This window comes from Planococcus massiliensis (assembly GCF_000821325.1).
GTDB lineage: Bacteria > Bacillota > Bacilli > Bacillales_A > Planococcaceae > Planococcus > Planococcus ruber.
The window spans coordinates 80,001-103,139 of sequence record NZ_CCXS01000001.1 but is presented as its reverse complement, the minus strand read 5'-3'; the positions used below and the strand labels follow the sequence as shown (position 1 = coordinate 103,139).

22 protein-coding genes (1 of these 22 cut by a window edge) are annotated in these 23,139 nt (G+C 45.1%); 7 read left to right on the top strand and 15 right to left on the bottom strand.

Annotation, left to right across the window (positions count from 1 at the left end):
• Nucleotides 1-34 precede the first annotated feature (34 nt).
• Nucleotides 35-592, top strand: a complete 558-nt coding sequence (locus BN1080_RS00475; protein ID WP_052649569.1) for a DUF3267 domain-containing protein — start codon at nt 35-37, stop codon at nt 590-592.
• Nucleotides 593-609: 17 nt separating this feature from the next.
• Here the strand turns inward: BN1080_RS00475 and BN1080_RS00470 are convergent, their stop codons facing one another.
• The 15 genes from BN1080_RS00470 to rpmH form a co-directional block, all read right to left on the bottom strand.
• Nucleotides 610-981 carry a gamma-glutamylcyclotransferase family protein gene (locus tag BN1080_RS00470; protein ID WP_052649568.1) on the bottom strand — a complete coding sequence of 124 codons (372 nt, stop codon included), beginning with the start codon at nt 979-981 and terminating at the stop codon, nt 610-612.
• A 111-nt stretch (nt 982-1,092) separates the two neighbouring features.
• Nucleotides 1,093-2,193 carry a redox-regulated ATPase YchF gene (gene ychF, locus BN1080_RS00465; RefSeq protein WP_052654269.1) on the bottom strand — a complete coding sequence of 367 codons (1,101 nt, stop codon included), beginning with the start codon at nt 2,191-2,193 and terminating at the stop codon, nt 1,093-1,095.
• A 113-nt stretch (nt 2,194-2,306) separates the two neighbouring features.
• On the bottom strand, nt 2,307-2,510 hold the full coding sequence (locus BN1080_RS00460) for a DUF951 domain-containing protein (RefSeq protein WP_052649567.1): 204 nt from the start codon (nt 2,508-2,510) through the stop codon (nt 2,307-2,309).
• A gap of 18 nt (nt 2,511-2,528) precedes the next feature.
• Complete coding sequence (locus BN1080_RS00455; RefSeq protein ID WP_407674794.1) at nt 2,529-3,365, bottom strand: mechanosensitive ion channel family protein; 837 nt, start codon at nt 3,363-3,365, stop codon at nt 2,529-2,531.
• Between the two features lie 131 nt (nt 3,366-3,496).
• Nucleotides 3,497-4,210, bottom strand: coding sequence for a DUF554 domain-containing protein (locus BN1080_RS00450; RefSeq protein WP_052649566.1), 714 nt, complete (start codon nt 4,208-4,210; stop codon nt 3,497-3,499).
• Between the two features lie 131 nt (nt 4,211-4,341).
• Nucleotides 4,342-5,175, bottom strand: coding sequence for a ParB/RepB/Spo0J family partition protein (locus tag BN1080_RS00445; protein ID WP_052649565.1), 834 nt, complete (start codon nt 5,173-5,175; stop codon nt 4,342-4,344).
• On the bottom strand, nt 5,168-5,929 hold the full coding sequence (locus BN1080_RS00440) for a ParA family protein (protein ID WP_052649564.1): 762 nt from the start codon (nt 5,927-5,929) through the stop codon (nt 5,168-5,170). Before BN1080_RS00440 ends, BN1080_RS00445 begins: the two co-directional genes overlap by 8 nt.
• A gap of 169 nt (nt 5,930-6,098) precedes the next feature.
• A complete protein-coding gene (noc, locus tag BN1080_RS00435) occupies nt 6,099-6,953 on the bottom strand; it encodes a nucleoid occlusion protein (protein ID WP_052649563.1) in 855 nt (284 codons plus the stop codon).
• Between the two features lie 101 nt (nt 6,954-7,054).
• Nucleotides 7,055-7,768: a 16S rRNA (guanine(527)-N(7))-methyltransferase RsmG gene (rsmG, locus tag BN1080_RS00430; protein ID WP_052649562.1), complete on the bottom strand. Its 714-nt coding sequence runs from the start codon at nt 7,766-7,768 to the stop codon at nt 7,055-7,057.
• Between the two features lie 130 nt (nt 7,769-7,898).
• Nucleotides 7,899-9,788, bottom strand: a complete 1,890-nt coding sequence (gene mnmG / locus BN1080_RS00425) for a tRNA uridine-5-carboxymethylaminomethyl(34) synthesis enzyme MnmG (RefSeq protein ID WP_052649561.1) — start codon at nt 9,786-9,788, stop codon at nt 7,899-7,901.
• A 22-nt stretch (nt 9,789-9,810) separates the two neighbouring features.
• On the bottom strand, nt 9,811-11,196 hold the full coding sequence (gene mnmE / locus BN1080_RS00420; RefSeq protein WP_052649560.1) for a tRNA uridine-5-carboxymethylaminomethyl(34) synthesis GTPase MnmE: 1,386 nt from the start codon (nt 11,194-11,196) through the stop codon (nt 9,811-9,813).
• A 371-nt stretch (nt 11,197-11,567) separates the two neighbouring features.
• Complete coding sequence (gene jag / locus BN1080_RS00415) at nt 11,568-12,299, bottom strand: RNA-binding cell elongation regulator Jag/EloR (protein WP_052649559.1); 732 nt, start codon at nt 12,297-12,299, stop codon at nt 11,568-11,570.
• The gene (gene yidC, locus BN1080_RS00410; protein WP_052649558.1) at nt 12,296-13,075 is read right to left on the bottom strand and encodes a membrane protein insertase YidC; all 780 of its coding nucleotides are present in this window, start codon (nt 13,073-13,075) and stop codon (nt 12,296-12,298) included. Before yidC ends, jag begins: the two co-directional genes overlap by 4 nt.
• 61 nt (nt 13,076-13,136) lie before the next feature.
• Entirely contained in the window at nt 13,137-13,478 is a 342-nt protein-coding gene (gene rnpA, locus BN1080_RS00405; protein WP_052649557.1) for a ribonuclease P protein component, read from the bottom strand.
• A 157-nt stretch (nt 13,479-13,635) separates the two neighbouring features.
• Nucleotides 13,636-13,773, bottom strand: a complete 138-nt coding sequence (gene rpmH, locus BN1080_RS16900; RefSeq protein ID WP_006830546.1) for a 50S ribosomal protein L34 — start codon at nt 13,771-13,773, stop codon at nt 13,636-13,638.
• A 489-nt stretch (nt 13,774-14,262) separates the two neighbouring features.
• On the opposite strand from rpmH, the gene dnaA reads away from it, so the two are divergent.
• From dnaA to gyrA, 6 genes are all read left to right on the top strand, one after another.
• Entirely contained in the window at nt 14,263-15,609 is a 1,347-nt protein-coding gene (dnaA, locus tag BN1080_RS00400; RefSeq protein WP_052649556.1) for a chromosomal replication initiator protein DnaA, read from the top strand.
• A gap of 171 nt (nt 15,610-15,780) precedes the next feature.
• Nucleotides 15,781-16,917 (top strand): DNA polymerase III subunit beta, encoded by a 1,137-nt coding sequence (gene dnaN / locus BN1080_RS00395; RefSeq protein ID WP_052649555.1) that lies wholly within the window; start codon nt 15,781-15,783, stop codon nt 16,915-16,917.
• A gap of 107 nt (nt 16,918-17,024) precedes the next feature.
• Nucleotides 17,025-17,264, top strand: a complete 240-nt coding sequence (gene yaaA, locus BN1080_RS00390) for a S4 domain-containing protein YaaA (protein WP_052649554.1) — start codon at nt 17,025-17,027, stop codon at nt 17,262-17,264.
• Nucleotides 17,254-18,366: a DNA replication/repair protein RecF gene (gene recF / locus BN1080_RS00385; RefSeq protein WP_052649553.1), complete on the top strand. Its 1,113-nt coding sequence runs from the start codon at nt 17,254-17,256 to the stop codon at nt 18,364-18,366. Before yaaA ends, recF begins: the two co-directional genes overlap by 11 nt.
• Nucleotides 18,367-18,629: 263 nt before the next feature.
• A complete protein-coding gene (gyrB, locus tag BN1080_RS00380) occupies nt 18,630-20,558 on the top strand; it encodes a DNA topoisomerase (ATP-hydrolyzing) subunit B (RefSeq protein ID WP_052649552.1) in 1,929 nt (642 codons plus the stop codon).
• Nucleotides 20,559-20,588: 30 nt separating this feature from the next.
• Nucleotides 20,589-23,139 carry the 5' portion of a DNA gyrase subunit A gene (gene gyrA, locus BN1080_RS00375; RefSeq protein ID WP_052649551.1) on the top strand. It continues 32 nt past the right edge of the window, so only the first 2,551 of its 2,583 coding nucleotides appear in the window; the start codon lies at nt 20,589-20,591; its stop codon lies off the right edge, out of view.

Below are 23,139 nucleotides of genomic sequence, written 5' to 3'. Positions count from 1 at the left end.
AGTGGAGATAGAAAATAATAAAGGAAGTGGTCAAATGGAACCTTCTCGCGTTATCGACATCAACTTGGAAGAGATTGCCCCTAAACTGTTATGGATCAATATTTTGCTGTTGGCTGTTTTTGCCGCTGCTTATCATGTTTTCGCGGAACCTCTGTCTTTTGGCTTTTCTCTTTCCGCTATTCTTTATTTCATCATCGGCTATGCCCTTTTGATTGTGCTGCATGAACTTTTTCATTTAATCGGCTTTCTGCTCTTTGGAAAAGTCTCGTTCGCTTCTTTAAAATACGGGCTCAATTTAAAATTGGGCATCGCTTATGCCACGACCAGCACCCCGCTGCCCAGTTCGGCCATGAGAAAAGCGCTGCTGCTGCCCTTTTGGACGACCGCTGTCCTTCCGACCCTTATCGGCTTTTGGATCGAGAGCCAAACCCTGGTGCTGCTTGGCGCCATGCTGGCTGCCGGAGCGGCCGGCGATTTCATCATGTACCGTGAACTTCTGAAAGAAAAGAAAGATATTTGGGTGCTGGACGATCCGGAACTTCCGCGCCTTCACCTTTATGACAGCAAGCCGATAAACGAAAGCCCCGAGTGAATCACTCAGGGCTTTTGTTATGCATATGCGATTTCCCAGTTGCCTGAAGAAATCTTTGTTTTCAATAAATCCTGTTGTTTTGCCTCGTAAACGACCGCCTCTAGCGTACCGTTTTCTGTTTGGACAGCTATCGCCTTTTTCTCGTAAAGATCGCTTTCTTCGCCCACACAATCCTCTAAAAAGTCGAGGGCCGGCCACAAGACGTCCGGAATATCGTAGACTTCTCCTGCCACCTCATCGTTTCCTACCAAACTAAGGGCTGGATAGCCAAGTCCTGTGTCATAAAGCGCTCCTTTTGCTGATGCATGCTTGGCTACTAAATTCGCTTCTTCCAAATACGCATGATACTTGCCGCCTTGTTTCAATGTTCCGTATACAAATAATAACATTTTGATATGCCTCCCCGAAAAAAAGCCGGATGCGGTTGAGGCATCCGGTTTTTTTTATTTTTATCGCTGCTGCGACCTTGTATTCTCATCATTGGTGTTGAAATTAACTTTTTAAACGTTAAATCTGAACAGCATTACATCGCCGTCTTTTACGATATACTCTTTGCCTTCTTGGCGTACTTTCCCTGCTTCTTTTGCTGAAGCCATCGAACCTAACTCGACTAGATCTTCGTATGCCACTGTTTCAGCGCGAATGAATCCGCGTTCGAAGTCCGAGTGGATGATCCCCGCACATTGCGGTGCTTTCATTCCTTTTTTAAAGGTCCATGCACGCACTTCCTGAACGCCTGCTGTGAAGTAAGTAGCCAGTCCAAGCAAATTATAGGAAGCTTTGATCAATTGATCAAGCCCTGACTCTTGGATGCCGAGCTCTTCCAGGAACATTTCTTTTTCCTCATCTTCCAATTCAGCCATTTCTTCTTCGATTTTCGCACAGACGATGATCACTTCAGAATTTTGTTCTGCTGCGTATTCACGCACTTTTTGAACGTATTCGTTGTCTTCTGCATCTGCGATTTCATCTTCAGAAACGTTGGCTACATAAAGCATCGGCTTCAGCGTCAGCAAGTTCAAGTTCTTCGTGATTTGCAATTCATCGTCGGTAAAGTCGATGGAACGCGCCATCTGCCCTGCTTCAAATGCTTCACGCAGCTTCATCAATACAGGCTCTTCTGCCACCGCATCTTTGTCCCTTTGTTTGACCAGTTTTGCAGCACGCGCAATGCGCTTTTCAATGCTTTCCATATCCGCCAGGATCAATTCCAAATTGATGACTTCAATATCGGAAACCGGATCTACTTTTCCGGATACGTGCGTCACGTTTTCGTCAGCGAAGCAACGGACCACTTGGCAAATGGCATCAACTTCACGAATATGCGAAAGGAATTTATTTCCAAGTCCTTCCCCTTTGCTTGCGCCTTTAACGATTCCGGCAATGTCGGTAAATTCAAATGCGGTTGGGATGGTTTTTTTCGGTACGACTAATTCAGTCAATTTGTCTAAACGTTCGTCCGGAACTTCTACGATTCCGACGTTCGGGTCTATTGTACAAAACGGATAGTTGGCTGCTTCAGCCCCCGCTTTTGTGATAGCGTTAAATAATGTGGATTTCCCCACGTTTGGTAATCCTACAATCCCTGCAGTTAATGCCATAGGATTCACGACCTTTCCTCTATATCAAACGAATTATTTTTATGCAACCATTCCATTATAGGAATGAAACACGAATCTGTCCATTCTTCAAAACTGCATCAAAACCGAGGAACCTATTCCTGTACTTCCGCTTTGACTAAAACCTTTTTCATTTTTTTATTGAACTCGACCCGCGGAATCATCACGCTATGCTGGCAGCCTTCGCATTTAATGCGGATATCTGCGCCCATGCGAATGATTTTCCAAGCGTTGGCCCCGCAAGGATGCCCTTTCTTCATTTCCACTACATCATTTAAGCCAAATTCTTTCATTTCCATCCGTGTTAGTCTCCTTTATTATTTTTTATTAATAACAGAAGGATTGGATTCTTCCGGCGAACGCTGCACCATGACCATCCGTGGATACGGAATCTCTACACCTTTGCGGTCCAGGTATTCTTTCAAATCTCTCCGGATGCCGCGGGAAACGGCAAAATGCTGCATCGGCAGCGTTTCTGCCGTGATGCGCATAATGATTTCTGTTGTCGTAATATTTTGGACGCCGAGCAATTCGGGCGGCTTGATGATCTGCTCGTATTTTTGAGGCAGATCCACAAGAAATTCCTGAATCAATTTTTCCACTTTCGCAATATCCGATTCGTAGGAGATGTTTACATCCACTACGGCAATCGAGTTGTGAATGGAAAAGTTCACAACGTCGGTTACATTGCCATTCGGAAAGATAAACAGCTCTCCCGTGAAGCCTTTTATTTTCGTGGTACGAAGGCCGATTTCTTCAACCGTTCCTTCCGCTTGGCCCACCCGGACATAATCGCCGACTGAAAACTGGTCTTCAAAGATGATGAAAAATCCAGTGATCACATCACGAACCAAGTTCTGTGCGCCAAAACCGATTGCGAGCCCGAGCACCCCGGCCCCGGCAATCAGACCGGTCACATCGATGGTAAAAGCCGACAGCACGGCGATGATCGCCACAAAATAAACAACATAAGCGACCACATTTTCGAGCAATTTCGATAGCGTCTGCTGGCGGCGCTCGTTGTAATGCAGCGGCCCTTTAATCCGCACTGAAAACGTTTTTCGAATCAATGGACGGGCGATTTTCACGACGATCATGGCCGCGATAATGATCAGCATCACTTTAATCGCCACAAACCCGACGCCGACCCACATTGCTTCATCGGTTAATATTTCTTTCACATTTTCCGTAAATGTACTTACTGCACCTACCGGATCCATTGTTTCTAATGGATCTTCAATTTCTTTTGTATCTACTGCCACTGTTTCACCTTCCTTGCAAACAATTATCCTATGTTCATTTTAAACATCACCGTGACAATCAACCCAACAACGACAACACCCGGCAATAGATTTGCCACGCGCATTTTTGTCAGCCCCATCAAATTCAATCCAATGGCGACAATCATGACGCCTCCGGTCGCGGTCATTTCCGTAATGAACATATCCAATGCCGCTTCCGGTACGATCAAACTGATTTGAGTGGCGAATAAAGCGATCAGCCCTTGGTAAACAAATACCGGAATGGCCGCTAAAAGCACGCCGATTCCAAGGGTAGACGCCAGTATAATCGATGTAAAGCCATCTATCAAACCTTTTGATATCAATACGCCATGTTCGTTGCTCAAGCCGCTTTCAAGCGCCCCGATAATGCCCATCGCGCCAATTACAAATATGAGCGTAGCGGTCACAAATCCTTGGGCAATGCTGTCTTTGCTTTCTTTAGCCCCTAGCTTTACTTCGATCCATCGGCCGAAATCGTTTAATTTTCTATCCAGGTTCATCCATTCGCCGATTACCGCACCAAACACCAAACTGATGATGACAACAATGAAGTTTTGGCTTTCCAACCCCATCTGCAGCCCCAATACCACTACAGCCAAGCCAATCACATACATTACCGTTTCTTTCATCTTCTCGGGAATGTTCCGAAGCGCCCTGCCGATCACCGTTCCCACTACGATCAAAATCGCATTTACCAATGTTCCTAAGAGAACCATCGCTTTACTTCCCCTTCCCCGGTGCTATGTAATTTTCAAACGCTTCCTCTTTTTGTCGGGCCTATACGGGAACCTCCGCTTTTCTTCTGACAAAACAGAACCTATTTCCCTTTTCAGGAAATAGGCGCTTGTCAGTTTAAAAGTTCAAGTATGCGTTCCAAGTCTTCTTCAGAGAAAAATTCAATTTCAATTTTTCCTTTGTTTTTTGATTTCTTGATTTGGACATTGGTCCCAAAACGGTCTCTCAATTCGGACTGCTTTTCTTCGATAAATAAATTCTTTTTCTTTTCCACTGTTTCACGTGGAACATCTTCATTCAAGCGCTGCACCAAATTTTCCAATTGGCGCACATTCATGCTTTCTTTTACCACTTTTTCAGCGGTTTCTGAAATGAGCTTTTTCGTCCTTAGCCCGAGCAAGGTCCGGCCATGGCCCATCGTCAATTTCTTATCGGAAATCATTTGGCGGACGGGTTCCGGCAAAGCAAGCAAGCGAACGTGGTTTGCAATGTGCGGACGGCTCTTGCCAAGTCGGAAAGCCAGCTGTTCTTGCGTGAGATTTAAAGCTTCCATCAACTTCTGGTAAGCTTCCGCTTCTTCAATCGGCGTTAAATCTTCCCGTTGAAGGTTTTCTAATATAGCTAATTCCATCATTTGCTGATCATTTAAGTCTTTTACAATCGCTGGAACTTCCTTCATTTTCGCAAGTTTGGCTGCCCGGAACCGTCTTTCTCCTACTACTAATTCAAAATGGGTGCCGACTTTCCGGACCACCACCGGCTGCAGGATGCCGTGCTCTTTGATTGACTCGGACAATTCTTGCAATGCCGCTTCATCGAAAATTTTACGGGGCTGGTATGGGTTCGTCCGTAACTGGCTGATGCTGATCTGAGTGATTTTTTCGGATTCACTCACTGTTTCGCCCGGAAACAATGCATTGATTCCTTTGCCTAGTCCTTTAGCCATTACGAATCACTTCCTTCGCTAATTCTAGATAGACTTCGGCCCCTCTAGATTTCGGATCATAGATGATGATCGGTTCTCCGTGGCTTGGTGCTTCGCTTAACCGTACATTCCGCGGAATGATCGTCCGGTAAACTTTATCCTGGAAATACTTTTTCACTTCTTCAATCACTTGTATCCCTAAATTTGTCCGTGCATCCAGCATCGTCAATAACACGCCTTCGATCATCAAGTCATGATTCAAATGCTTCTGGACCAAACGGACGGTGCTTAGCAGCTGGCTTAACCCTTCAAGCGCATAATATTCACATTGTACCGGAATAATAATGGAATCAGAGGCGGTAAGCGAATTGATCGTCAGCAGCCCGAGTGATGGCGGACAGTCAATAATGATGAAATCGTATTGGTCTTTCACTTCATTTATGGCATTTTTCAGCCGAACTTCTCTTGAAATTGTCGACACCAGCTCAATTTCTGCTCCTGCGAGTGAGATGGTCGCAGGCACAATATGAAGGTTCTCCACTTTGGTTTCCATAATGGTGTCTTGGATATTGACATCATCAATCAGCACTTCGTAAATGCACTGGTCGACATCGCCTTTGTTGACCCCTACTCCGCTTGTCGCGTTTCCTTGGGGATCGATATCTATTAAGAGAACTTTTTGGCCTAAATAAGCAAGGCAGGCACTCAAGTTCACTGAAGAGGTTGTTTTTCCTACGCCGCCTTTTTGATTGGCGATCGCAATAATTCTACCCACACTTGCACCAACTTTCTTTCATACTTCTTCCATTTTACTGCGGTGGCACGCTTAATACCATTAGAAACCTAGAAATAATGATAGTTCTTTATCTATTGTAGCAAACCTTTGTACTTTTTATGATTACATTCCTATTAAAAAAGCCCTTTCTGTAAGCAGAAAGAGCTTTTTACGTTTTTTTCTTTGGTATTTTTACGGTGATTTGATAATAATCGTCATGGTCTTCTTCTTCTGTTGTCAATTCGATGCCCGTTTTCGTCACCATATTCAGCGATTCCTTGATCGTGTTCATCGCAATGCGGACGTCGCGGCTTACCGTTTTTCTCCGCTGCTTCGGCTTTTTCGGTTCATCAGACAACAGCTTAGCCACTTTCGCTTCCAACTGGCTAACGTTCAACCCCAGTTCAAGGATTTCATTAAACAACTTTTGCTGAAGTTCCGGATCTTTTATCTTCAATAAAGCCCGGGCATGCCGCTCCGTCAATTGCCGGTTCAGCAACGCTTCCTGGATTTCAGCCGGAAGCTTCAAGAGTCGCAGCTTATTGGCCACCGTCGACTGCCCTTTGCCGAGCCGCTGTGCCAATGCTTCTTGCGTAATGCCGTGGATTCCTAAAAGATTGTGATAAGCATTCGCTTCTTCGATCGCTGTCAGTTCTTCTCGCTGCAAATTTTCAATCAAGGCGATCGAAGCGGTTTCTTTATCGCTCAATTCCCGGACAATGGCCGGAACCTCTTCCCAACCAAGAGAGCTCATGGCACGGAAACGGCGCTCCCCTGCAATGATTTCGTACTGGCCGTCTTCGCCTGTTGTGCGAACGACAATTGGCTGAATCACGCCGTGGATATGAATCGTTTTTGCCAGCTCTTCTATCTTTTCCTGATCAAAAACGGTTCGCGGCTGAAATTTATTTGCGCTAATTTTTTCAATCGGCAATTTCACGACATTTTCTGTCGTTTCATTTGCTGCCTTCACCGGTTCTTCTTTATCGCCGCCGCCGAAGAAACGGGAAAAAGGACTCTTCATCCTCAAGCACCACCTTTTAAAAGCTCACTTGTTCATTATTCGCTGCATTATATAAAAATACCTTTATGAATGAATGTTCCACGTGAAACATTGGCATCGATTTAGCTGATTGGGGATTTATTCGGCATGCCCGCTTTTCTTGGATACTTTTTCGGAGTATCCTTGAACTTTTTAAACACTTGAATATAGCGGTCGCTTTCTTCTACTGGCAGTTTAAAAGAATGCACTTCTTCCAACTTTACTCCCAATTTTTGTAAAGCACTTTCAGCATCCTTCAATTCATCCGGAGCCGACGCCGCTTTCATCGCTGCAAACACTCCGCCTTTTTTAACAAGAGGCACGCAAAGTTCTGCAAGCACCGACAAACGCGCAACTGCTCTTGCTGTGACAAGGTCAAAGCTTTCACGTTGAGCAGATTGGCCAAAATCTTCTGCTCTCGCATGGACAAATTCGACGCCTGACAGATTCAGTTTTTCGCTTAAATGCGTGAGGAATTGAATGCGTTTGTTAAGCGAATCCACAATCGTCACGTTGATTTGAGGGAAGCAGATCTTCAGGGGAATGCTTGGGAAGCCAGCGCCTGCCCCAACATCGCAAACTTTTAACGGATTGCTGAAGTCCAGGTAAAAAGCGGCCGTAATAGAATCATAAAAATGCTTTAAATAGACATCCGGCTGATCGGTGATGGCCGTTAAATTCATTTTTTCATTCCATTCAACCAATTCCTCGAAATAAACACGAAACTGCTCTAACTGGGTATCCGTCAAATGGATCCCCTTTTCGCTGAGGGCTTCTTTAAATTGCTGTTCGTTCATTTTTTCTTCCTCCCTCTTTTTTTCATGTATGCTGTATGGCTTTAGGGGTTATGTGCGGCTATAAAGCCTGTTTCGTTTCTCCTATGTAAAAATGGGCTGGTCAGCGCCAGCCCATTTATATTTATCCTGTTTAAACGGATACTTTCGCAATTCTACCTTGTTCAATATACACCAAAAGAATGGAAATGTCAGCAGGGTTTACACCGGAAATCCGGGAAGCTTGTGCAATGGAAAGCGGACGCACTTCTGATAATTTCATGCGGGCTTCTGTTGCAATCCCAGAAATCGAATGATAATCGATGTTTTCTGGTATTTTTTTGTCTTCCATTTTTTTGAGTTTCGCCACTTGCTGAAGCGATTTTTCGATGTATCCCTCGTATTTCACTTGGATTTCGACTTGTTCTTTCACTTCATCTTCCAATTCGGTTTCCGATGCCGTCAATCGCTGGATCATGTCGTAGTCCATTTCCGGGCGTTTTAATAGATCCGCCCCACGGATGCCGTCTTTCAACTCGCTGCCGCCAGCGTCGCGGATCATTTGCTGAGTGGCTTCGTTCGGCTTGATCATGACGTTTCTCAAACGTTTGATTTCTTCTCCAATGCGCTCTTTTTTCGCCAGGAATTTCTCGTAGCGATCATCTGAGACCATTCCGATTCGGTGCCCTAATTCCGTCAAACGCATATCTGCATTGTCATGGCGCAGCAATAAGCGGTATTCCGCACGGGAAGTCAATAGCCGGTAAGGTTCGTTCGTTCCTTTAGTCACCAAATCATCGATCAGTACGCCGATATAAGCATCAGAACGGCTCAAAATCACTTCTTCTTTGCCCAGCACTTTCGCAGCTGCATTGATGCCTGCCATCAAGCCTTGGCCAGCAGCTTCTTCGTAGCCGGAAGTTCCGTTGATCTGTCCAGCCGTATAAAGGTTTTCGATTTGTTTCGACTCGAGTGTCGGCCATAATTGCGTCGGTACGATTGCATCGTACTCGATGGCGTAGCCGGCACGCATCATTTCCGCTTTTTCAAGCCCGGGAATCGATTCGAGCAATTGTCTTTGGACGTGTTCAGGCAAGCTCGTGGAAAGCCCTTGTACGTAAACTTCCCGCGTATTGCGCCCTTCCGGCTCCAAGAAAATCTGATGGCGCGGTTTGTCGTTGAAACGCACCACTTTATCTTCGATGGATGGGCAGTAACGCGGACCGGTTCCTTTGATCATGCCGGAGTACATCGGCGATAAATGAAGGTTGGCATCGATGATCTGATGCGTTTTTTCATTCGTATACGTCAGCCAGCAAGGAAGCTGGTCCATGATAAATTCAGTCGTTTCGTAGCTGAATGCCCGCGGCACGTCGTCGCCCGGCTGGATTTCGGTTTGGCTGTAATCGATTGAATTGCTGTTGATCCGCGGAGGTGTCCCTGTTTTGAAACGCACCGTTTCAAAACCGAGTTCTTCCAGATTTTCGGCCAATTTGATCGAGGGCTGCTGGTTATTCGGTCCGCTTGAGTAGCGAAGGTCGCCAATAATGATTTCTCCGCGCAAAAACGTTCCGGTTGTGATGACAACGGAATTTGCCCGGTAAATTCCGCCAACTTGGGTGATCAATCCTTGGACTTTCCCGTCTTCCACTAACAGTTTTTCGGCAATTCCCTGATGGAGCGTCAAATTCTTTTCTTCTTCCATCAGACGCTTCATTTCCTGTTGGTAAAGCACTTTATCAGCTTGTGCGCGAAGTGCGCGGACAGCCGGCCCTTTGGCTGTGTTCAGCATTCTCATTTGTATATGTGTTTTGTCGATGACGCGTCCCATGGCTCCGCCAAGTGCGTCGATTTCGCGTACAACGATGCCTTTTGCAGGTCCGCCGATTGACGGGTTGCATGGCATGAACGCGATCATATCCAGATTCATCGTCAACACAAGTGTTTTGGCACCCATGCGGGCAGAAGCAAGTGCGGCTTCAGCTCCTGCATGCCCTGCTCCTACGACGATGACATCGAACGTGCCTGCTTCGTATTGTGGCATGTTCGTTCATTCCCTTCGAGTTTTATTTCCCTAAACAGAACTGTGAGAATAATTGGTTGAGGAGTCCGTCATCCGCTGTATCGCCGATGATTTCCCCAAGGATTTCCCAAGTTCGAGTGACGTCTATTTGAATCATATCCACCGGCACTTCCATTTCGGCCGCTTCAATGGCGTCTGAGATGGTTTGGTGCGCTTGGTGGAGCAGCGAAATGTGGCGGGCGTTCGAGACATACGTCATATCCCCCGCTTCAATTTCCCCTTCGAAGAACAAATCGGCAATGGCTTCTTCCAATTGGTCAATGCCTTCTTCTTCAATTAACGAAGTGGTGACCAGCAACCGGCTGCCGGCTAAAGCCTGGACTTTTTCCAAGTCGATTTTCTGCGGCAAATCGGTTTTATTGATCACAACGATATAATTCATATCTTTTACCGCTTCGAATAATCGTTCATCTTCTGCTGTTAGCGGCTCAGAATAATTTAACACATAAAGGATCAAATCCGCTTCTTTGAGAACTTTTCGAGAGCGCTCAACGCCGATCCGCTCCACGATATCTTCGGTTTCACGAATCCCTGCTGTATCTACGAGGCGAAGCGGCACGCCGCGGACATTTACGTATTCCTCTATTATATCACGGGTAGTTCCCGCTATTTCTGTGACAATCGCTTTATTTTCCTGGACCAAACTGTTGAGTAAGGAAGATTTTCCGACATTCGGCCGTCCGACAATGACTGTCGACAACCCTTCCCGCAAAATTTTCCCTTGCGAAGAAGTCTGCAGCAGCTTGTCAATTTCGCTGCGCACCCACATCGATTTTTCGAGCATGATCGGACGCGTCATTTCTTCAACGTCGTCATATTCGGGATAATCGATGTTTACTTCCATTTGGGCAATCGATTCTAGCAATGCTTGGCGGAGCGTACCGATCAGCTTCGACAGGCGGCCTTCCATTTGGTTAAGCGCCACATCCATGGCCCGGTCCGTCTTCGCCCGGATCAAATCCATCACCGCTTCTGCCTGAGACAGATCGATGCGGCCGTTTAGGAATGCCCGTTTTGTAAATTCTCCCGGCTCAGCAAGCCTTGCACCTGCCCGCAAAACGAGAGCCAACACGCGGTTTACTGACACAATGCCGCCATGGCAATTGATCTCGATGACATCTTCGCGCGTGAACGTTTTCGGCGCTTTCATAAACGACAGCATGACTTCTTCTACGGTCTCTTCCGTCCACGGGTCTACTAAATGGCCATAATGGATAGTATGGGAAACTTGTTCAGCCAATTTCTTTCCGCTTGGCGCCTGGAATAGCTTGTCTGCAATCGGGATTGCTTCCGGCCCGCTTAAACGGACGATCGCAATCGCTCCCTCTCCGCTTGGCGTAGAGATTGCAGCTATTGTATCGAACTCCATGATAATCCTCCTTCTATATGAAAAGCACAACGAACGTTGTTGCTTAACATGGACCTACTTAAAATCTATCCACAAATTCATTTTCAGCTCAAACTATTTTTACTCTTAAAAAAAAGTTGTCCACATGTGGACAACCAGTAAAAGCACATGACTTTCTAACATATTACAATAGCACAAAGTGCTCCAATCTGAAAGGTACAATGCTTAGGCCAATAAAACCAGAATTCTCCGCCCCCAAAGATCGATGCGGCTCCTGATCGGCCCATTCAGCTGCATCATTTCCATTATTGAGTTTGCATAAGATTTGTAGAGCTGTTTTATCGCCAGAAACCATAAAAAAACGGCATGCATATTTATGCATACCGTTTTGATTAGCGCAGCGGTTCAATTACTAAATAACGATTTGGATCTTTTCCTTCAGAATACGTATCAATGTCAGTTCTCCGGGATAACGCTTGGTGTATGACTTTCCGTTCGTAGGAAGGCATCGGTTCGAATTGAACGCGCCCTCCTGTCCGGATTGCTTTGTCCGCCATTCGGTCTGCCAGCTGCTCAAGCGTTTCCTGGCGCCGCTCACGATAATTCTCCGCATCCAGTTCCACCATCATGAATTGGTTCGAGTATTTATTGGCGACAAGCTGAGCCAGCTGCTGAAGCGAATTTAAGGTATTCCCGCGCTTCCCGATCAGCATGGCCACTTTTTCGCTTTCTAAATAGAAGCGGACCTGTTTGCCTTTTTGGCTATGGGTGATGGTCAGATCTTCGATCGTCATTCCTTTTGCAATCGCTAGGAGATAATCTTTCGTTTCTTGAATGGCGCGTTCGTTTGTTGGAGTTGGCGCTTCTTCTGCCAGTTCCTCCAGAATCTCTTCCGGTTCGGCAACTGGCGTTTGTGTTTCAGGCGCTGCCGCTTCAACCGGGGCAGCTTCCATTTCCTTAACTTCGACTTCCACCTCTGCAGGTTTTGCTCCGAAGCCAAAAAAACCTTTTTTCTCTTGCTGGATGATGCGGATGTTTACTTCTTCACGTGTGGCTTGAAGTTTTTTCAATGCTTCTGAGATCGCGTTTTCAACAGTTGTACCCGTTTGCGTGATCTGTTTCACTTTTTAGCCCCTCCTGCTTTCGTTTTAACAGGTTGCTGCACTTCTTTCTTTTCCCACGGACGGTAAATAAACATGTTTTGGATAAGGGAAATGATATTTCCGATTACCCAGTAAAGCGTTAATGCAGATGGCAAGACGATACCAAATCCGATAATCATGATTGGCATGAAATACATCATGATTTTCATTTGCGGATTGTCCATCGCAGGGCCTGTGCGAAGCACTACAAACTGCATAAGGCCGGCAATCACTGCCAAGATGATGCTTGGTTCTGCAAGCGGGAATATAAGAAAAGTCCCGAGATCGATCGACGGTGTATTGTTCATCCGGCTGATCGCGTGGTAAAAACCGATTAAAATTGGCATCTGGATCAATACCGGCAAACATCCCGCCATCGGGTTGACGCCTTTTTCCTGGAACAGCGCCATCATTTCTTTTTGGTATTTCTGTTGGGTTACTGCATCTTTGGATTTGTATTTTTCTTGCAAAGCTTTCAGCTGCGGCTGCACTTCCTGCATCCGTTTTGAACTTTTTGTCTGTTTAACCATCAACGGCAATAATGCCAAACGGATAATGATCGTCACAGCAATAATTCCGAGCCCGTAAGTTCCAAGCAAGCCTTTAAAATACGTAATCACTGAAACTAAGGGCCAAACGATAAATTCATTCCAAAATCCTTCGCTATCTCCACTGATCGGCTGATCAAATTCGGTACAGCCCGAAAGCAGCAATGCAACTGCGATCAGTGAAATAAGCATGACTATTCGCTTATTCAACCTTCTTCCCCCAAACTAATTTTCGATTACTTCTATAATAACATCGATTCGTAAACGCTTTCTACTTCTTGGGCAAAGCGCGTGCAATTTTTAAAACGTGCTCTAAACTCTTCTTGCTTTCGTGAAAATCCATTTCGGCCGCCTGTTGCCGGGCGATGATAACATAATCGGTATTCGGCTTTAATTCATCTTTCAATTCCAAGAAAGTTTGCCGGATATAGCGTTTGATACGGTTTCTTGTCACCGCATTTCCTACTTTTTTGCTGACAGATAAGCCTAGGCGAAATTCCGGTTGATCACTTTTCAAGACATAGACGATAAACTGGCGGTTCGCAAAAGACTTCCCTTTTTTAAAAATTTGCTGAAACTCTTTGTTTTTCTTAATACGTTGCTGCTTGTTCATCTTTTCACCTGCTTATTTTGGTTCATTTCTGCTCAATTCTTGAAGAAAAAGGTGGAGTGATCGTCCAGTGAGCGGCATTGAACACTCCATATACGCTAGAATCCTTTTTTCAAATTCGGCAGAAAAGAAAAAAAGACCACTGATGCGGTCAGTGGACTTAAGCTGATAGTACTTTTCTTCCTTTGCGACGGCGTGCAGCAATTACTCTACGTCCGTTCTTTGTGCTCATACGTGCTCTGAAGCCGTGTACTTTGCTGTGTTTACGTGTATTTGGTTGGTATGTGCGTAATGTCATGTAGTGACACCTCCTGAATAAAAGTAACTCTTTTCTCAAAGACAGTCTTGACTATTATAAAGCCCTCTTGTATGAAATGTCAATGTCTTATTAAAAAAGACAAGGATCCGCCTCGCACTTTCTCTATAGAAGTTATCCACATTCGTTTCCCAAAATAAAAAATTCCATGTGCATCAAACTTTCTCGAAATTTTTTTATCCACACCCCTTATCTACAACTTCTGCACATAGGAACCCCGTGTGGATAGCTTCCGTGTGCACAAGAAAAGAAATGTGGATAAGTTTAAGAACTTCTTGTAATGTCTCAGTTTTTTTGTTAACATTAACTTGTTTTCACTTGTTGACAATTTTATTCACAAAATACTTATCCACAAACTGTGCATAAGGTGTGGACAGTTATTTCACAGCTTGTTTGCAAAGTTTATCCACAGACTGTGGTTTTGTGTATGATATACTTATAAAATATTTTACATATAAAGGAGAAGAGCTATTGGAACACTTAGACGAACTATGGTCAAGTGTCTTAGCCCAAGTTGAAACCAAAATCTCCAAACCTAGTTTTGAAACTTGGTTGAAATCGACAAAACTTTTATCTTATCAGAATGAGACAGTCACAATTTCAGCACCTAATTCGTTTGCACGTGATTGGTTGGAAAACCATTACGTGCATTTAATTACTGGAATCTTATCAGACCTTACTGGTGACGATCTGCTGATAAAATTTGTCGTGCCCAAAGATCAAGATATGGATGATTTTCAACTTCCTGCACCTCGCGTTAAACCCGGCCAGAATGAGCATCAGGAATTTCTTCCTGGCATGCTGAATCCAAAATACACATTCGATACGTTTGTTATTGGATCCGGGAACCGCTTTGCCCACGCTGCATCACTCGCCGTGGCCGAAGCGCCGGCGAAAGCGTATAATCCGCTGTTTATCTATGGGGGAGTAGGTCTAGGCAAGACACATTTAATGCATGCAATTGGACATTACGTCCTCGAACACAACCCCGATGCCAAAGTGGTTTATTTGTCATCTGAAAAATTCACGAATGAGTTCATCAACTCGATCCGTGACAACCAAACCGTCGATTTCCGCAATAAATACCGGAGCGTCGATATTCTTTTGATCGATGATATTCAATTTTTGGCAGGCAAAGAGCAAACGCAGGAAGAATTCTTCCATACGTTCAACACGCTCCATGAAGAATCCAAGCAAATCATCATCTCAAGTGACCGCCCTCCAAAAGAAATTCCAACTTTGGAAGATCGGCTTAGATCCCGCTTTGAATGGGGCCTTATTACCGATATCACACCGCCGGATCTGGAGACGCGCATTGCAATTCTCCGCAAAAAAGCGAAAGCGGACGGTTTGGATATTCCAAACGACGTGATGACTTATATTGCTAACTCGATCGATTCGAATATTCGTGAATTGGAAGGGGCTTTGATCCGTGTAGTGGCGTATTCTTCCTTGATCAACCGGGATATGAGTGCCGAACTTGCGGCCGAAGCCTTAAAAGACATCATGCCGAACTCAAAACCGAAAGTCATTACGATTTTGGACATCCAAAACGCTGTCGGCAGCCAGTTCAACGTAAAATTGGAAGATTTTAAAACGAAGCGCCGGACAAAAGATATTGCTTATCCACGCCAAGTCGCCATGTATTTATCGAGGGAAATGACCGATTTTTCTCTGCCTAAAATCGGGGAAGAATTCGGTGGGCGAGATCATACGACGGTGATCCATGCGCATGAAAAGATTTCTACGATGCTAAAGGACGATCAGCAGCTTCAGCAAGATGTAAAAGAAATTCGAAACGCGCTTGGCAAAGGGTGATTCCGCCTGTGGATAACCCGATAAGTTACAAAGCAGTTTATGCACATTCTGTCTACATGTGGATAAGCTGCTTTTATTCACTATTTCAGGGTTATCCACATATTCACAGCCCCTACTACTATTATTACTTTAAAGATCTAAATAAAATATATATATAAGCGAGGTTCCATAATGAAATTTGAGATAAAGCGTGAACGTTTAGTTGAAGGTTTAAATGATGTAATGAAAGCAGTCAGTTCAAAAACAACGATTCCGATTTTGACCGGGATCAAAATGGATGTCTCATCAGAAGGGATGCGTTTAACAGGAAGCGATTCAGACATCACGATCCAGACATTTATTCCAGCGGAAGAGGATGGCGAGCAGATCATTGGAGTTTCCCAAGGAGGAAGTATCGTGCTTCAAGCGAAAGTATTCGGTGAAATCATCCGGAAACTGCCGACAAATGAAGTCGAAGTGGAGATTACAGGAAATTTCCAAACGCATATCCGTTCTGGCAAATCCGAGTTCCATTTGATCGGCCTGGATGCGATGGATTATCCACAATTGCCGGATATCCAAGACGACCGTTTGTTTTCAATTCCTGCAGATCTGTTGAAAACCATCAATAGAGAAACAGTTTTTGCCGTTTCAAGTTCTGAAACGCGTCCGGTATTGACAGGCGTACACTGGGTAGTAAAAGACGGGGAACTGGTTTGTGTAGCAACCGACAGCCACCGTTTGGCTCGCCGCAAAACAAAATTGGAAACTCTGCCAGAAGGCGAATACAGTGTCGTTATTCCCGGGAAGAGCTTAAACGAGTTGAACAAAATCCTTGATGACACGTCAGAGCCGGTCGAAATCGTCATGACCAACCAGCAAGTCCTGTTCAAATCCAAACATATTTTATTTTTCTCCCGCTTGTTAGAAGGGAATTATCCGGATACTTCACGCCTGATTCCTTCCGAATACAAAACGGAAGTTGTCGTAAATGGCCGTTCGTTGTTGCAAGCGATTGACCGTGCTTCTTTATTGGCACGTGAAGAGCGCAATAATGTGGTCCGTTTCTCGACAAATGCCGGCAATGAAGTGGAAGTTTCTTCTAACTCACCGGAAGTCGGTAAAGTAGAAGAGCAGCTGCAGGCGCAAAATATTGAAGGGGAAGAATTGAAAATCTCTTTCAGCGCGAAATTCATGATGGATGCGTTAAAAGCGATCGATGGACAAGATGTCTTGATCCAATTCACAGGCGCTATGCGTCCGTTCATTTTGAAATCGGCATTGGACGACTCGATTTTGCAGCTGATTCTTCCTGTCCGGACCTATTAAATTTGAAAAGCACCCTCGAGGATAGCCTATATGGCTATCCTTTTTACTTTTTACCCTAAATAGGGTAAAATAGAGGGATAGACTACGAATCGAAGGATGAGTGCATTTTGAAGGAAATCGGAATTGAAACAGAATACATCACATTAGGCCAATTACTGAAAATGACCGACACCATTAGTTCGGGCGGAATGGCCAAGTGGTTTTTGAGTGAACATGAAGTGTTTGTAAACGGGGAAGCGGAAGATCGCAGAGGCCGGAAACTTCGTCCAGAAGACACCGTGGCGATTCCGGAAGTTGGGGAGTTTCGTATCGTTGTCGCTGAAGGCATGAGCTTCGATGCGGATTGACCGTCTCGAACTATTAAATTACCGCAACTATGAAAACTTGGAATTGTCGTTTTCACCGGAGATTAATGTATTCATCGGTGAAAATGCCCAAGGAAAAACCAATATCATGGAATCGCTGTATGTTTTATCCATGGCAAAGTCCCACCGTACGTCAAATGATAAAGAATTGATACGCTGGGAAGCCGAATATGGTAAAATAAAGGCTGATGTGCACCGTAAATACGGGAAATTGCCTTTAGAAATAACTTTGTCAAAAAAAGGCAAAAAGGCGAAAGTCAATCATTTAGAGCAGCGGCGGCTTAGTGATTATATCGGTCAGTTGAATGTGGTCATGTTTGCTCCTGAAGATCTCAATTTGGTCAAAGGCAGCCCTCAAGTACGGCGGCGATTCATCGATATGGAAATTGGCCAGATTTCTCCTGTCTATTTGCATGATCTATTGATTTATCAAAAGCTTTTAAAGCAAAGAAATCATATATTAAAGCAGCATTACGGCAAACAAACGATTAGTGACGTGATGTTTGACGTCTATACCGAGCAGTTTATTGAAGCTGCCGTTAAAATTATCCGAAAAAGGTATCAGTTCATGGATTTATTGCAAAAATGGGCAGAACCGATCCATCACGGCATTTCCCGCGGGCTGGAACAACTTCAAATCCGCTATCAACCGATCAGCGGTTTAAAGCCCGAATGGACGCCTGAAGAAATGGCGTCTTTTTTAGAGCAGAAACTGGCAGAATTAAGAAAACGGGAAATCGAACGGGGGTCTACGCTTGTCGGTCCGCACCGGGATGAATTGCAGTTTTTCGTTAATGGCTACGATGTCCAAACCTATGGCTCTCAAGGCCAGCAGCGGACAACAGCCTTATCGCTGAAACTTGCAGAAATCGAATTGATCAAACAAGAAGTCGGAGAAGCGCCCGTCCTGTTATTGGATGATGTGTTGTCCGAACTGGATGATTACCGCCAATCCCATTTGTTGAATACGATCAAAGGATCGGTCCAAACGTTTGTTACCACGACCAGCGTTGAAGGCATCCATCATGAAACCATCCAAAATGCCTTGCTTTTCGAAGTATCGAAAGGGACCGTTAAGGAGTGAACGCTCATTTACATTTCAATCAGTAAAGAGCAAAGCATCCGGATAAAAGAAATCATCGCTGTCATTCATTATGAAAATTACGTGCCGGCCGCTTTTGTGCGGCTGCTCGTGCCGATAGAGCATGTCAAGTCATACGTAGTCACTGACGATTTTGTTTATGGTTCGCCTTTAAAGGCGCAAGCGATCTTAAAGAGTCTTAACGAACGAATTTATAGCACGCCAATTAGGAAATAGAATGTTGTAGGGAAGAGCAGGTGAACGGAATGGCAATGGAAGAAAATGAACTTAAACAATCTTATGATGCAAATCAGATTCAAGTTCTTGAAGGATTAGAAGCTGTCCGCAAAAGACCCGGAATGTATATCGGTTCGACAAGTTCAAAAGGGCTTCACCATTTGGTTTGGGAGATCGTGGACAATAGTATAGACGAAGCTTTAGCCGGCTACTGCGATGAAATCCAAGTAACGATCGAGCAGGACAACTGGATCCGTGTAGAAGACAACGGACGCGGAATTCCTGTCGGCATGCAAGAAAAAATGGGCCGCCCGGCAGTCGAAGTCATCATGACGGTCTTGCACGCAGGCGGTAAATTCGGCGGCGGCGGATATAAAGTGTCCGGCGGACTTCACGGCGTAGGGGCGTCAGTTGTAAACGCCTTGTCTGAAGTGACTGAGGTTTATGTCAATCTTGACCAAAAGAAGCATTACATTAAGTTTGAACGAGGAGCGGTTACGGAAGAACTAAAAGTAATCGGCGAATCTGAACATACAGGAACGACGATCCGCTTTAAAGCGGATGCGGAAATCTTCAAAGAAACGACGGTCTTCGAATTTGATATTCTAGATCACCGTTTGCGCGAACTTGCCTATTTAAACCGCGGTCTGCGGATTGTGATCCGCGATGAACGCGAAGGCGAAGAAAAAGAAAAGGTCTACCATTTCGAAGGCGGTATTAAATCGTATGTGGAGCATCTGAACAAATCAAAAGATCCGCTTCATGAAGAAGCGATTTTTGTAGAGTCTGAAAAAGACGGCATTTCAATTGAAGTGGCGATGCAGTACAACGCTGGATATGCAGCGAATATCTTTTCATTTGCGAACAATATCAATACCCATGAAGGCGGCTCGCACGAATCCGGTTTTAAAACGGCTTTAACGCGTGTCATCAACGATTATGGCCGCAAAAATGGCATGTTGAAAGAACAGGATGCGAATTTGACAGGAGATGACGTGCGTGAAGGACTGACGGCGATCATTTCGGTTAAACACCCAGATCCGCAATTCGAAGGGCAGACGAAAACAAAACTAGGGAATACGGAAGTCAGTCCAATCGTCAATAACTTGTTCTCAGCCGGTTTTGAACGATTCCTTTTGGAAAATCCGTCGGTGTCGCGCAAAATTGTGGAAAAAGGGATCATGGCTTCCCATGCCCGCATGGCGGCTAAAAAAGCACGTGAATTCACGCGCCGCAAATCGGTTCTTGAAGTTTCCAGCTTGCCGGGTAAATTGGCTGACTGTTCTTCACGCGATCCGAAAATCAGTGAAATTTATATCGTAGAGGGCGATTCGGCAGGCGGATCAGCAAAATCAGGGCGAGATCGCCATTTCCAAGCCATTTTGCCTCTGCGCGGAAAAATTCTTAACGTCGAAAAAGCCCGTTTGGACAGAATCCTGACGAACGCGGAAATTCGCAATATCATTACAGCACTTGGCACGGGAATCGGAGAAGAATTCAATTTGGACAAAGCCCGCTACCACAAAGTCGTCATCATGACCGATGCCGATGTCGATGGGGCCCATATCCGTACATTGCTGCTGACGTTCTTCTTCCGTTACATGCGGCCATTGCTTGAAGCGGGCTATATTTACATCGCTCAGCCGCCTTTATTCCAAATCAAACAAGGCAAGCATGTGGAATATGTATATACTGATGCCCAACTAAAAACGGCGCTTGAAAATTTATCAAGCACGCCGAAACCGAATGTCCAACGCTATAAAGGGCTTGGAGAAATGAATGCAGAACAGCTATGGGATACAACGATGGATCCGGATGTCCGGACATTGCTTCAAGTTACATTAACGGATGCTATGGTGGCAGATGAAACGTTCCATACTTTAATGGGCGATGATGTTGAACCACGCCGGAACTTTATCGAAGAAAACGCAAAATACGTGAAAAACCTGGACGTTTAAGTGATGTAGAGTTGAGAGGAGGCTGCGGATATGGCTGAACGGCCTAGCAGTGGTGTTGAAGAAATAAATATAAGCACGGAGATGCGGACCTCATTCTTGGATTATGCGATGAGTGTTATCGTTTCCCGCGCTTTACCGGATGTGCGAGATGGGCTAAAACCTGTTCATCGCCGCATCCTTTATGCAATGCATGATTTAGGGATTACTTCAGATAAAGCTTATAAAAAATCAGCGCGTATCGTCGGAGATGTTATTGGTAAATACCATCCTCACGGAGATACAGCTGTTTACGAAACCATGGTACGGATGGCGCAGGATTTCAGTTACCGCTATATGCTGGTAGACGGCCACGGAAACTTCGGATCGGTGGACGGGGATGCAGCAGCAGCCATGCGTTATACTGAATCAAAGATGTCAAAAATTTCCATGGAATTATTGCGTGATTTGAATAAAAACACAATTGACTATCGCGACAACTACGATGGCCAAGAAAAAGAACCGATTGTTTTGCCGAGCCGATTCCCGAATTTATTGGTGAACGGAACTTCAGGGATTGCTGTTGGTATGGCAACCAATATTCCGCCGCATCACTTAGGTGAAACCATTGACGGCGTCTTGGCATTGGCGGAAAATCCAGCCATTACAACGGAAGAATTGATGGAATTCATCCCGGGCCCGGATTTCCCGACAGGCGGGATCATTCTAGGGCGAAGCGGAATCCGCCGAGCTTACGAGACAGGCCGCGGTTCAATCATGATCCGTTCTGTCATTGATATTGAAACTAAACCAAACGGCAAGGAAGTCATTATCGTAAACGAACTTCCTTACCAGGTGAACAAGGCCCGCTTGATCGAAAAAATTGCGGAACTTGTGCGTGACAAGAAAATTGATGGCATTACAGATTTGCGCGATGAATCGGACCGCAACGGAATGCGCATCGTTATTGAAGTTCGCAGAGACGCCAGTGCAAGTGTTCTATTGAACAATCTATACAAACAAACGGCGATGCAAACAAGCTTCGGGATCAATATGCTGGCGCTTGTCGATGGCCATCCGAAAGTTCTTGGCTTGAAAGAAGTTCTTTATCATTACTTAGAACATCAGAAAGTCGTCATCCGCCGCAGAACTCAATTTGATTTGACAAAAGCGGAAGACCGCGCACATATTCTTGAAGGTTTGCGTATTGCGTTAGACCATATTGATGCCATTATTGCATTGATCCGCGGGTCACAGACTACCGAAGAAGCCCGCAATGGCTTGATGAGCAACTTCAATTTATCGGAACGCCAATCCCAAGCGATTTTAGACATGCGTTTGCAGCGTTTAACAGGACTTGAGCGCGACAAAATTGAAGAAGAATATCAAGGATTGGTGAAACTGATCGACGAGCTACGTGAAATTTTGGCGAATGAATACCGCATCCTTGAAATTATCCGTGAAGAATTGCTCGAAGTAAAAGAGCGCTTCAGCGATAAACGCAGAACCGAAATCACTTCAGGCGGAACCGAAATGTTTGAAGACGAAGATTTAATTCCTCGGGAAGATTCTGTTTTAACGTTGACTCACAATGGGTATATTAAACGTTTGCCTGCGAACACCTACCGCAGCCAAAAACGCGGTGGCCGTGGCGTACAAGGAATGGGAACCAACGAAGATGACTTTGTTGAACACCTTCTATATACGTCTACACACGACACCATCTTGTTCTTTACCAACAAAGGGAAAGTCTACCGCAAAAAGGGATACCATATTCCGGAATACGGACGGACAGCTAAAGGCCTTCCTTTAGTGAACTTACTGGAAATCGAGAAGAACGAGAAAGTTACAGCCGTAATCCGCGTCGAAGAATTTAAGGAAGATGCTTTCTTCTTCTTTACGACACGTGAAGGGGTGAGCAAACGGACCCCGGTTTCGAATTATGCAAACATCCGTCAAAACGGTTTGATTGCCATCAGCTTGCGTGAAGAAGATGAGTTGATTTCGGTCAAACTGACAGACGGATCCAAAGAGATTGTCATTGGTACACGCGACGGTGCTTTAATTCGATTCCCTGAAACGGATATTCGCAGCATGGGACGGACGGCAAGCGGCGTACGAGGCATCCGTTTACGCGATGGCGACAATGTAGTCGGCATGGAAATTCTGGAGCCGGGCGACAACATTCTGGTCATTACGGAAAAAGGATACGGTAAACAAACAAAAGAAGCCGAGTACCGTGTTCAATCCAGAGGCGGCATGGGAATCAAAACTTGCCAAATCACCGATAAGAATGGTCCATTGGTTGCTGTTCGTACTGTAAACGGCACAGAAGATATTATGCTTATTACAATTAACGGCATTTTGATCCGCATGGATGTGAATGATATCTCTACTACTGGAAGAAGCACGCAAGGCGTCCGGTTGATACGCTTGTCTGAAGATGAGACCGTCGCTACCGTTGCTAAAGTGAAAAAAGATATCGATCTGCCGGAAGAATCTGAGAATCCAGATGAAAATATCGAAGCAACTTTGATTGAAGAAAGTGCTGAAGCGGATGTGTATACAGAAGCGGACGATGTAGTTGCTGATGAAAATATCGAAG